Source organism: Actinomyces sp. oral taxon 849 str. F0330 (genome assembly GCF_000239715.1).
Classification (GTDB): domain Bacteria; phylum Actinomycetota; class Actinomycetes; order Actinomycetales; family Actinomycetaceae; genus Actinomyces; species Actinomyces johnsonii.
Window position 1 is genome coordinate 171,246 of record NZ_JH470354.1, and the last position, 11,966, is coordinate 183,211.

The window sequence follows — 11,966 nt, forward strand, 5'->3', positions numbered from 1 at the left end:
CGGCGCGCACGAACTCCCCGGGACCGTCCAGGACCCGTCCGCCCAGGACCACCCGGCCGCTCTCGGCGTCCAGCAGGCCCGCCGCCACGGAGCAGACCGTCGACTTTCCCGAGCCGTTGGGCCCGATGAGCGCCACCGTGCGCCCGGCCCCCACCTCCAGGTCGACGACGACGTCGCGCGCCTTCAGTTTGAAGGCGACCTGCAGGTCTTGGCCGCACCCGGTGCCCCGGGGCGGTGCAGTGGAAGGGGAGCTCGCGGAGGATGAGCCCGAGCCGGGCCCGCCGTCCGAGGACGGTTCGGAGGACGGGGGGACCGCCCGGCCGACTCGGCCCAGGAGACCGCCCGGCAGTGAGCCGACCAGACGGGACCAGTCCACAGTGGTCGCCCCGACGATGAGGAAGGACAGCCCGATGAGCACGGCCGCCAGGGCCAACGATGTCGCCGTGTCCTTCTCCCGCTCCAGGTAGATGGCCAACGGCATGGTGCGGGTGACCCCCTCCTTGGAACCGGCGAAGGCGATGGTCGCCCCGAACTCGCCCAGGCTCCTCCCCAGGGCCAGCGCGGTACCGCGCGCCAGCGCCGGCGCCGCCAATGGCAGCGTGATCTGCGCCAGGACCCGCCACGGCCCCGCCCCCAGGCTCCGTGCGGTCGTCTCGACCCGCTGGTCGCGACTGCGCAGCGCCGCCTCAAGAGTCACCACCAGGTAGGGCATGGAGACGAAGATCTGGGCGATGACCACCGCTGTGGTGGAGAACGCGATGGGAATGCCCCACTCACGCAGCTGGGCCCCCAGGATGCCCCGGTTTCCCAGGGTCGACAGCAGGGCGATACCGGCCACCACCGGCGGCATCGTCATCGGCAGGACCGCCAGGATCCGCGCCAGCCGCACGCCCGGCCAGCCGCGGGACAGCAGCGCCGCCAGAGGCACGCCCAGTACCACGCAGATCACCGTGGAGACCAGGCATGTGCGGATCGACAGCCACAGGGCGGCCTGGGCGGACGGCGTTGCCAGCAGTTGGGGCAGCTGTCCCCAGGAGACGCGCGTGCCCATGCCCACCAGAGGCAGGACGATCGCGCAGCCGCCCAGGATCGCCAGTGCGATAACGAAGACTGGCAGAGGAGAGCGAGCGGCCCGCCCACGCCGGATCAGGGCGCGGGCGGGCCGCTGTGAGGAGGAGGATGTCGAGTTCACAGGACCATCTCTATCAGGTCACCGAGCCGACCTTTCCGCTGTCACGGAGCAGTCGTCTCCGCGGTGGGCTTGTCCGCCTCCGGGGAGGCCGACCCGCCGGCGGTCGCGGCCTGGGACGGGGCAGCGCTGGTTGCCGCGCCGGCCCCAGCGCTGGAGCTCGCACCTGCGGTTGCACCGGCCTTGGAGGCGCCGGGCGCTCCGAAACCGTACTTGGCCAAGACCTCCTGGCCGGTCTTGCCGGTGACGGCGTCGATGAAGACCTTGGCACCCGCGGCGTTCTCGGGGGTGGCGGTCTGGGCGATTGGGTAGTGGTTGACGACGCCGCCGTCGGGGATGTCGATCTTGTCCACCTTGTCCTTGGCGGCCGCCGCGTCGGTGGTGTAGACGATGCCGGCGTCGGCCTCACCGGACTCGACCTTGCCGCGCACGTCGGTCACCTTCTGCTCCTCGGAGACGGGGTTGAGGGTGACGCCCAGGGCAGTGGTGAGCTTCTTGGTGGCCTCACCGCAGGGGACCTCGGGGGCGCAGATGACCAGGTTGGCGCCGTCGAGTGAGGAGTCCAGGCCGGTGACGTTCTTCGGGTTGCCCTTGGGAACGATGAGGGTCAGGACGTTGGTGGCGAACTCGGTCTGGTCGCCGACCAGCTTCTGGTCCGCGGCGTCTTTCATGGTGGAGTTGTTGGCGGTGGCCAGGACGTCGGCGCTGTTGCCGCCGGCCAGGGAGGCCACCAGGTCCTGCGAGCCCTGGAAGTCGAAGGTGATGTCCAGGCCGGGGTTGTCTTTCTCCACGGTCTTCTCGATCTCCTCGAAGACCCCCTGGAGGGAGGCTGCGGCCAGGACCGTGACCTTGCCGGTGGCCTTCCCCGCGCCGCCCGAGGCGCTCGCGGAGGCGGCGCCCGAAGCGGCGCCGGTGGAGCTGTTGCTGGCAGAGCCGCCGCAGGCGGCCAGTGAGAGGGCGGAAAGCAAGCTGACGGCGGCGATCGCCGCACGGCGGGTCATCCCCATGTGTTCTCCTTATTGATGTCGGGGTGGCCGGGTTCAGGCGCCCTGGGACGGGGTGACGTCGTTGATCCCCTGGTTGCCGGTGCCCTGGGTCCGTACCGGGGTCCAGCCGCGCGAGGTCCGGGCGGTGGAGGTGGCCCCCTCGCGTGAACGGTAGACCACGTAGGGGCGGGTCGCATAGCCCACAGGCGCGGAGACCGCGTGGACCAGGCGGGTGAAGGGCCAGATCGCCAGGAGCAGGAAGCCGGCGATGACGTGGAGCTTGAAGGAGACCGGCACGTCGGCCATGAGCTCGGGGCGCGGCTGGAGGATCAGTACCGAGCGCAGCCAGGGGCTGATGGTCTCGCGGTAGTCGTAGCCGTGGGCGTCGGCGAGCTGGTTGAGGACCGTAGCGGCCGAGCCCAGCAGGACCGGCACGATGAGGAAGCAGTACATGACCAAGTCGTTGCGGGTTGTGGCTAGGCGCACGCTCTTGACGACGACGCGCCGGTAGATGAGCCCGGCCAGGCCCAGAATCGTCATGATGGCCGCGAAGGTTCCCAAGTAGGTGGCGCCCAGGTGGTACATGTGCTGGGAGATGCCCAGCATCTCGGTGACGTCCTTGGGCACCAGGAGCCCGACGACGTGACCGCCCATGACCATGAGGAAGCCCAGGTGGAACAGGGGCGAGGCCAGGCGCAGGATGCGCGACTCGTTCCACTGGGAGGACCGGGAGGTCCACCCGAACTGGTCGGTGCGCCACCGCCAGATCATGCCGGCCACCAGCAGCACCAGGCTGGCGTAGGGCAGGGCCACCCACAGGAGGTTCTGCTGAATTGGGCTCATGTCATGCTCTCCTGGCTGCTCGTGAGGGGGAAGGGCCGGCGACCGGTACGGGATCCGGCAGAGTGGGCGAACCGGACAGGCTCGGGTTGCGCACGGGAACGGTGGGGAAGGGCAGGGTGTCGGTGACGCCGACGGTCTCGGTGGGCGGACCGGCCGCCACGAGGGCGCGCACGCGCTCGGCGGTGGCCTCGTCGATGCGCGGCAGGGTCATCGAGACGGCCTCCACCAGCCCGGCATAGGGGGAGGCGGCGTCGGCCAGGGCACTACGGAGCACCTCGATGCCCTCGCGGTGGGAGGACAGGAGCGCGCCTGCCACCTCGTCGCCGCTGCGTGCGGACAGCTCGAGGACCACCGGCAGGTAGTCGGGCAGCTCGTCGGCGGCCATCTCGTAGCCGGCCGCCGCCAGCGCCTGCTTGAAGGCCAGCAGGGCTGCGCCCCGGTGCCGGGTGTCGCCCACCGTGTAGTACGTCAGGTACAGGCAACAGCGCCGACGCCGGTCGAAGACCTCCACGTAGTGCTCGGCCATGGCGCGCTCGCCGCGGCGCCGGGCCTGGCCGATGAACTCCTCTAAGAGGACGGCCACCTCCGGCGGCAATCCGGCCAGCTCGGCCTCGACGGCGTTCAGACGCGTCTCCAGGGTGCCCTCGGCCGGGTAGTCCAGCAGCAGCGAGGCGGCCATGTGCACGGTGGCTCGCTGAGAGGAGTCCAGGGGCACCTCGGGGGGCGCCTGAAGGACTCGGGGAGCGCGGACGAAGGAGACCATCTCAGAGATCCCTGGGGGCCGTGACCGCGGGGCCGGTCGACGCGGCTCGTGAGGGGGCGTCGGCCGTCTGAGCCTGGCCCACCGGCTGGGGCATGCCGACCTCCGGCATTCCCGGACCGGCAGCCGGCACCGGCTCGCGGCGCACGGTCGGCAGCGGCAGGCTCACCGGGCCGCCGTTCATGGAACCGGCACCGCCCTGACCGTGGAAGGAGGCGACGTCGGGGTGGCAGCCGGCCGGCGCCCCCTCGCCCAGGAGGGTCTTGACGTCGTTGCCCATGGACTCCATGCCGCGCGGGACCTCGGGCTTGGTCGTGGGGATGACGTAGCGATCGTCGTACTTGGCGATGGCCAGCAGACGGTACATGGCCTCCAGCTTCTTCCCGTCCAGGCCCACGGCGGCGGCGATGGCCGGGTCGGGCTCGCGGCCCAGGCGCACGTCGCGCATGTGGGAGCGCATCGCGGCCAGGCGCCGCAGCACGAGCTCCACCGTGTTGGTCTCACCGGCCGTGAATAGGCCCGCCAGGTACTCCAACGGGATGCGCATCTCGGAGACGGCCGTCAGCAGCACCTTGTGGTCCTCCCCGTCCAGCCCGGCTGCCGCCACCTCGTCGACGACCGGGGAGAGCGGCGGGATGTACCAGACCATCGGCATAGTGCGGTACTCGGGGTGCAGGGGCAGGGCCACCTCGTAGGTGTCGATGAGGTCCCAGATGGGGGAGGCCTGGGCCGCCTCGATCCAGTTGTCCGGGACGCCCTCGGCGCGCGCCCCGGCCACGACCTCGGGGTCGTGGGGGTTGAGCAGGATCTCGCGCTGGGCCATGTACAGGTCCTGCGGGTCCTTGACGGCAGCGGCCTGCGAGACGCGATCGGCGTCGTAGAGGAGGACACCCAAGTAGCGCAGGCGGCCCACGCAGGTCTCCGAGCACACGGTGGGCTCGCCGACCTCCAGGCGCGGGTAGCACAGGGTGCACTTCTCGGCCTTGCCGGTGGCGTGGTTGAAGTAGACCTTCTTGTAGGCAGGCCGACACGCACATGCGCCAGCCACGGCAGGCGTCCTGGTCAACCAAGACGATGCCGTCCTCGGTGCGCTTGTACATGGCGCCCGACGGGCAGGCGGATACACAGGTGGGGTTGAGGCAGTGCTCGCAGATGCGCGGCAGGTAGAACATGAAGGCCGACTCGATGTCGGTGCGCACCTTGGTGCCCATGGCCTCGATGATCGGGTCCTGCTGGAGGGTCTCCATGGAGCCGCCCAGGTCGTCGTCCCAGTTGGGACCCCACTTGATGGTGGGCATGTACTCGCCGGTCAGCTGGCTCTTGGCCCGGGCCACCGGCAGCGCCGGGGAGTCCTTGGGGGCCGAGAGCAGCTTGTCGTACTCGTAGGTCCACGGCTCGTAGTAGTCCTCGACCGTGGGCATCTCCGGGTTGGCGAAGATGTTGACCAGGCGGCGCAAGCGCCCGCCCGAACGGGGCCGCAGGCGGCCCGAGGCGGTGCGCTCCCAGCCGCCGCGCCAGGTCTCCTGGTCCTCCCACCCCTTGGGGTAGCCGACACCGGGGCGGGTCTCGACGTTGTTGAACCACATGTACTCGGTGCCCTCACGGTTGGTCCAGGCCTGCTTGCAGGTCACTGAACAGGTGTGGCAGCCGATGCACTTGTCGAGGTTCATCACCATTGCGATCTGGGCCATGACCTTCATCAGAACGTCACCTCCTGGTTGCTGCGGCGACGGATGAGCGTGACCTCGTCGCGGTTGTTGCCCGTGGGGCCGATGTAGTTGAAGGCGTAGGACAACTGCCCGTAGCCGCCGGCGAAGTGGGTGGGCTTGAGCACGATCCGGGTCAGCGAGTTGTGTGTCCCGCCGCGCCTGCCGCTGGACTCGGTCAGCGGGGTGTTCATGGTGCGCTCCTGGGCGTGGTGCATGAAGACCATGCCTTCGGGGATGCGGTGGGAGACGATGGCGCGCGCCGCCACGATGCCGTTGCGGTTGTACGCCTCGACCCACTCGTTGTCCTTGACGCCGATCTTGTCCGCGTCCTGGGGGCTCATCCAGATGGTCTGGCCTCCGCGCCCCAGGGTGAGCATGTGCAGGTTGTCGAAGTACTGGGAGTGGATAGCCCACTTGTTGTGCGCGGTGATGTAGCGCACCGCGACCTCTGCCGTGCCCGCCTGGTTCGTGGACACCGAGCCCGGTGCGGCCTCCCCGTACAGGGCGTGGAAGTCCAGCGGCGGTCGGAAGACCGGCAGGGACTCGCCCATGTCCCGCATCCAATCGTGGTCCAGGTAGTAGTGCATGCGCCCGGTCAGGGTGTGCCAGGGCTTGGCGTGCTCCACGTTGACCACGAAGGCCGAGTAGCGCCTGCCGCCGTGCTCGGAGCCGGACCACTCCGGGGAGGTGATGACTCCCTGGGGCTTGATCTGGGTGTCGGCGAAGGAGATGAGCTTGCCGGCCTCCTCCTCGCTGAGCTCGACCAGCGTGGTGCCGGTGCGCTTGGACAGCGTGTCCCAGCCCTCGGTGGAGATGCGCCCGTTGGTGGTGCCCGACAGCGTGAAGATCGCGTCGGCGGCGCGGATGTCGGTGTCGAGCAGTGGCCGGCCGGCGGCCACACCGTCGGCGGAGACCCCGTGGTTGCGGGCCAGGCGCTTCACCTCCGGCCCGGGCTTGAGCATGATGCCCTTGCAGGGCAGCCCCAGCTTCTCGGCGAGGGGCCCCAGGGCGTCGAACTTGGCCCGGATCTGGGTGTAGTCGCGCTCGGTGGGCACCAGCTTGGGCATCGTCACCCCCGGCACCCACTCCTGGGGCAGGGCCGAGACATCACCGTGGGCCATCGTCATGGCATCAGGGGTGTCGTGGGTGAGGGGTGCGGCGACGACGTCGGTCTGGGTGCCCAGGTAGCGCGGCGCCCAGGCGGAGATGAGCCCGGCCAGGGTCTGGAAGACCTGGAAGTCGGTGCGCGCCTCCCAGGGCGGGTCGATGGCTGCGTTGAAGGAGTGCACGAAGGGGTGCATGTCGGTCGAGGAGATGTCGTGCTTCTCGTACCAGGTGGCCGCGGGCAGGACGACGTCGGAGTGCAGGGTGGTGGAGGTATTGCGGAAGTCCGCGGTCCACATGAGGTCGAGCTTGCCGACAGGGGCCTCATCGCGCCACGTCACCGAGGCCGGTCGCTGCTCGGGCGGGGTCTCCACAGCGTTGACATCGTTGTCCGCGCCCACCATGTGGCGCAGGAAGAACTCCGTTCCCTTGGCCGAGCTGCCCAGCAGGTTCGTGCGCCACGAGCACAGGATGCGGGGGAAGTTCTCGGGAGCGTCGGGGTCCTCGCAGGCAAAGCGCAGCTCACCGGAGCGCAGCTGCTCGACGACGTAGTCCTTGGGGTCCATGCCCGCCTCGGCGGCCTGCTGGCCCAGGAGCAGCGGACTGCGGTTGAAGGTGGGGTAGGACGGCGTCCACCCGCGCTTCATGGCCTCGACCATCGTGTCGGTCGCCGTCTTGCCCGCCAGGGTCCCGGGCCCCAGCGGCGAGGCCAGGCGCTCCGCGGAAGTGGTGTCGTAGCGCCACTGGTCGGTGGTGATGTACCAGAAGCCCGTGGAGATCATCTGCCGGGCCGGGCGGTGCCAGTCCAGGGCGAAGGCGTACTGCTGGAAGCCGCTGAGCGGGCGGACCTTCTCCTGACCCACGTAGTGGGCCCAGCCGCCGCCGTTGACGCCCTGGGTGGCGCACATGGAGGTCAGCGCCAGGATCGTCCGGTAGATCTGATCGGCGTGGTAGTAGTGGTTAATTCCCGCACCCATGACGATCTGGGAACGGCCACCGGACTCCACGGCGTTGAGGGCGAAGTCGCGCGCCACCTGGATGATGGCGGGGCCCGGCACGCCGGTGATCTCGCTGGCCCAGGCGGGCGTGCCCGGGACGGTGGCGTCCTGGTAGTCCGCGGGCCACTGGCCCGGCATCGAGGGGCGCTCGACGGCGTACTGGGCCAGGAGCAGGTCGTAGACGGTGGTGACCAGGCGGTCGCCGATACGGGTGACCGGCACACCGCGGCGCACGACGCCTCCGCCCACAGAACCCTCGGGGGTGGACGAACCGGGCAGGTCGAAGCGGGGCAGGAGGACCTCGGCGGCCTGGACCTGGGGGCCCTCGCCGTGCAGGTCCATGATGCTCATGACCGGGTCGACGCCCTCCATGAGCAGGTTCCACTTGCCCTCGCCCTCGGGGGTGAAGCGGTCGGCCAGGGTGCCGCCGGGGTCGGCCGGACCGCGCCGGCGGTCCCACACGAGGGGGCGGAACTCGTTCTTCGGGGCGCCGGCGGCCACTCCCTCGACGTCGGAGGCCGTCACGAAGCGGCCGGGCACGTAACCGGTGCCGTCGGGGGATGCCTCCAGCCCGATGAGGAAGGGGGAGTCGGTGTGGCGGCGCATGTAGTCCAGGAAGAAGGGCTCCTCGCGCTTGACGTGGAACTCGGTCAGGATGACGTGGCCCATCGCCTGGGCCAGGGCGCCGTCGGTGCCGGGGGCCACGCGCAGCCACTGGTCGGCGAACTTGGTGTTGTCGGCGTAGTCGGGGGAGACGGCCACGACCTTCTGCCCGTGGTAGCGGGCTTCGGTCATGAAGTGGGCGTCCGGGGTGCGGGTCAGCGGCAGGTTGGAGCCCCACATCATGAGGTACTGGGAGTTGTACCAGTCGCCGGCCTCGGGGACGTCGGTCTGGTCGCCGAAGACCTGCGGTGAGGCCGGGGGCAGGTCGGCGTACCAGTCGTAGAAGGAGAGCATCGTGCCGCCGATGAGCTCGTGGAGGCGGCCACCGGCGCCGTAGGAGACCTGGGACATGGCCGGGATGACAGAGAACCCGGCGATCCGGTCCGGGCCCCAGGTCCGGATGGTGTGGACGTAGGCGGCCGCGACGATCTCCATGGCCTCGTCCCAGCCCACACGCACCATGCCGCCCTTGCCGCGGGCCGACTTGTAGGCCTTGGCGGTGGTCGGGTCTCCGGTGACCTGAGCCCAGGCAGCCACGGGGTCGCCGTCGTTGGCGGATTTCGCAGCGCAGAAGGCGTCCAGCAGCACCGAGCGCACGTAGGGGTAACGGATACGCGTGGGGGAGTAGGTGTACCAGGAGAAGGCCGCGCCGCGCGGGCAGCCGCGGGGCTCGTACTCGGGCATGTCCGGCCCCGTGGTGGGGTAGTCGGTGATCTGCTTCTCCCAGGTGATGATGCCGTCGGAGACGTAGACCTCCCAGGCGCACGAACCGGTGCAGTTGACCCCGTGGGTGGAGTGGACCATCTTGTCGTGGCTCCACCGGTGTCGGTAGAAGGTGTCCGCCTGGCGCCCGCCGGTCAGGAACAGGCGGCGGGCGTCGGCCGAGGCCTGCCCTCTTCGCAGGTACGAGCCCAGCGTGAGCAGTCCGGGGGCGTTCTCGACCTGCTGGTCGGGCCCGGGGACGATCCCGGGGCCGGTGGGCTGGGAGCCGGTGGTGCTCATCAATGGTCCTTTGGTCCGTGAAGCTGGCGGGTTGCTGGTAGGTGGGCGGTGGCTGGTCTGTGCGGCCCGGGGCCGATGAGGGCGGGGCGGGCGCTGAGTACTTCTGGTCGGCCCTGGCGACGCTGCCGAGCTCTCAGCAGCGTCGCCGTCGGGCCGATCATTCGGTTGTGGGCGGTCGGCTCGGCGGAGCGGGCCCGGCCGATGCCGGATGCCGGATCAGCCCGGACGCTTGGCGCCCGGCTTGGCGTAGCGGATCCAGCAGATGACGGCGCATACGATGCAGAAGACGGCGCAGCTGTAGAAGAAGACGTGCGTCGGCATGAGGGTCAGAGCGATGCCGACCAGGAAGGGGCCGAGCGAGGCCACGGCGGCGGTGAAGCCGATGGCGCCGCCGGCCTGGCGCTTGGGCATGATCATCGGCATCTGCTTGAAGGTCGAGGCGTTGCCGACGCCGGCGAAGAAGAACATGGCCAGCAGCGCCACCATGAAGATGGTGAAGTCGGCCGGGTCGTCGGCACTCGCCACCAGGTATCCGCACCACCCCATGGTGATGGCCATGCCGATCGCGGAGACGAAGGTCCAGATCGCCCCGCCGAAGCGGTCGCACAGGGGACCCCATGCGAAGCGCAGGAAGGAGCCGATGAGGGTGCCGATGAAGGCGTAGGAGGCTCCCTGGGGCAGGTCGGAGGCAGCGAACCTCTGGGCCAGGTCGGAGGCGGCCCCGTAGTTGTTGTTGATGATGTTGGCGGTCTGGGCGGCGAAGCCGGAGAAGACGCCGAAGGTCATGATGTACAGGACCGTCATGAGCCAGGTGTCGAGGTTGCCGAAGATGTCCATCTGCTCCTTGATGTTGGCCTTGAGCGGGACGTCCTTGATATAGCGGAAGGTCAGGAAGGCCGCGATAAGGGACCAGGGCAGGAAGAAGACGGTGGCGTTGACGACCATGGGGGCGCCCTCGTGGTGGGGGGCGACCCAGGTCAGCCCGAACAGGCTGATGCTCATCAGGAAGGGGGCGGCGAGCTGGATGACGCTCATGCCCATGTTGCCCAGGCCGCCCTGCAGGCCCAGGGCGGTGCCGGCCAGGCGCTTGGGGAAGTAGAAGCCGGTCGAGGGCATGTAGCCGGAGAAGGTGGCGGCCCCGATACCGCAGGCGAAGGACAGGGCGAGCAGGACGCCGAAGGAGGTGTTGTGGTTCTGCACCGCGAAGAACCAGCCGAGCATCGGCAGGATGTACAGCAGGGAGGACCAGCCGATCATCTTGCGGGCGCCGATGGTGGCGGGCAGGAACATGTAGATCAGACGCAGCGCGGCGCAGGACAGGCCCGGCATGGAGGTGATCCAGTAGATCTGGTTCTTGGTCAGGTGAAAGCCGATGTCGTTGAGCCTGGGGGCCACGGCGCTGGGCAGGAACCAGACGGTGAAGCCGAGCATGAGGGAGAAGGTGGTAATAGCCAGAGTGGTCCAGGCGATCTTCGCGGACCAGTTCTCCGGCTCCTCGGGGTTCCACCCTGTGAGGACGCGACCGGAGGTGTCGAGCGTGGACATAGGGCTCCTGCTGTGGTGTGGGCTCGGTCTGCTGGGCGACGGCGCCATGGACCTGAGACTGTTGTGAAAATGTCGGGAATGTCGGTGAGAGCGCGCGGGCCCGCACCGCTCCCATGATGCATGGACCCGGTCGAGCCTTCACGCAAGGGACGAATGTCCGAGTAATACGAAGCGAAACCGACATCTCGAGGCTGACGAGGGGCGATGAATTAGATTCAATCTAAGTTGTCTAATTGGGGTGACCGGTTGGAGCGGGGCGCGGCAACCCCCGAAGTTCCCAGCAGGAGACGGGAGAGCCGCAGTCGGGTGGCGCGGACTACTGTGGGCCCATGAGCCAGACCCCGATCGTTCAGAAGGGCCTCGTGCCCCTGACCGAGCCCGTCAAGGGCGCCGTCATCACCGTCTCCGACCGCTGCGTCAGCGGGGAGCGCGAGGACCTCTCCGGCCCCCTGGCCCAGCGCCTCCTGGCCGAGCACGACATCGTCGTCGACGAGGTGCACCTCGTGCCCGACGGCGTCGAGCCCGTGCGCGAGGCGATCGCACGGGCCGTGTCCGCCGGCGCCCGGGTCGTCCTGACCACCGGCGGTACCGGGGTCACGCCGCGCGATCTCACCCCGGAGGCCACGGCCCCGCTGCTTGAGGCCCGCCTGGAGGGACTCGAAGCCCAGATCCGCGCCCACGGACTGACCAAGACCCCGCTGGCAGGCCTGTCGCGCGGCCTAGTGGGGGTGACCTCCCGCGGTGATGACGGCGCCCTGATCGTCAACGCCCCCGGCTCGCGCGGCGGGGTCAAGGACACCATCGCCGTCATCGGCCCCCTGGTTCCCCACGTCCTGGAGCAGCTCGGCGGCGGCGACCATTGATCGCCCTCCTCGGCCGTCACCGGGGAACGTCAGCGTCCCAAGCGCGGACCTCCGCCCAGGTGTCCAGGTCCCGCACGACATCGCGGGCCGTGGGTATCGCCCTGACACGGAGCGCCCCGAGAACCCGGCGCACGGCCACGTCGCGCAGGGGGACACCGCCCGGGGCGACGGCCGCGGCCAGCGCCGCACGGCGGTAGAGGCCCAGCAGGTACTGGACGTGGTCGCCGTCGAGGGCGCAGACGCCGTCGGTCCCTGGTTCGCTCTGGCGCAGCGCCTCGATGAGGCTCGGCAGCGCTCGCCAGGA

7 protein-coding genes and 2 pseudogenes are annotated in these 11,966 nt (G+C 69.6%); 1 reads left to right on the top strand and 8 read right to left on the bottom strand.

Annotated elements, in window-relative coordinates; genetic code table 11:
• The 7 genes and pseudogenes from HMPREF0975_RS10195 to HMPREF0975_RS10225 form a co-directional block, all read right to left on the bottom strand.
• Positions 1 to 1,192: ABC transporter permease (locus HMPREF0975_RS10195; RefSeq protein ID WP_009234085.1), on the bottom strand; the 1,192-nt coding region annotated here is incomplete at its 3' end.
• A gap of 41 nt (positions 1,193 to 1,233) precedes the next feature.
• Positions 1,234 to 2,196: a molybdate ABC transporter substrate-binding protein gene (gene modA / locus HMPREF0975_RS10200; protein ID WP_009234086.1), complete on the bottom strand. Its 963-nt coding sequence runs from the start codon at positions 2,194 to 2,196 to the stop codon at positions 1,234 to 1,236.
• Between the two features lie 33 nt (positions 2,197 to 2,229).
• Positions 2,230 to 3,018, bottom strand: coding sequence for a respiratory nitrate reductase subunit gamma (gene narI, locus HMPREF0975_RS10205; RefSeq protein ID WP_009234087.1), 789 nt, complete (start codon positions 3,016 to 3,018; stop codon positions 2,230 to 2,232).
• Position 3,019: 1 nt separating this feature from the next.
• Positions 3,020 to 3,781 (bottom strand): nitrate reductase molybdenum cofactor assembly chaperone, encoded by a 762-nt coding sequence (gene narJ / locus HMPREF0975_RS10210; protein WP_009234088.1) that lies wholly within the window; start codon positions 3,779 to 3,781, stop codon positions 3,020 to 3,022.
• Position 3,782: 1 nt separating this feature from the next.
• Positions 3,783 to 5,478: pseudogene (gene narH / locus HMPREF0975_RS10215) on the bottom strand (nitrate reductase subunit beta).
• The gene (locus HMPREF0975_RS10220) at positions 5,478 to 9,254 is read right to left on the bottom strand and encodes a nitrate reductase subunit alpha (RefSeq protein ID WP_009234091.1); all 3,777 of its coding nucleotides are present in this window, start codon (positions 9,252 to 9,254) and stop codon (positions 5,478 to 5,480) included. Before HMPREF0975_RS10220 ends, narH begins: the two are co-directional and overlap by 1 nt.
• A 216-nt stretch (positions 9,255 to 9,470) precedes the next feature.
• On the bottom strand, positions 9,471 to 10,799 hold the full coding sequence (locus tag HMPREF0975_RS10225; RefSeq protein WP_009234092.1) for an MFS transporter: 1,329 nt from the start codon (positions 10,797 to 10,799) through the stop codon (positions 9,471 to 9,473).
• Positions 10,800 to 11,128: 329 nt separating this feature from the next.
• On the opposite strand from HMPREF0975_RS10225, the gene HMPREF0975_RS10230 reads away from it, so the two are divergent.
• Positions 11,129 to 11,662, top strand: a complete 534-nt coding sequence (locus HMPREF0975_RS10230) for a MogA/MoaB family molybdenum cofactor biosynthesis protein (RefSeq protein WP_009234093.1) — start codon at positions 11,129 to 11,131, stop codon at positions 11,660 to 11,662.
• A gap of 16 nt (positions 11,663 to 11,678) precedes the next feature.
• Here HMPREF0975_RS10230 and HMPREF0975_RS16220 read toward each other — a convergent pair.
• Positions 11,679 to 11,966 (bottom strand): annotated as a pseudogene (locus tag HMPREF0975_RS16220) (molybdenum cofactor guanylyltransferase); the annotation flags it as partial.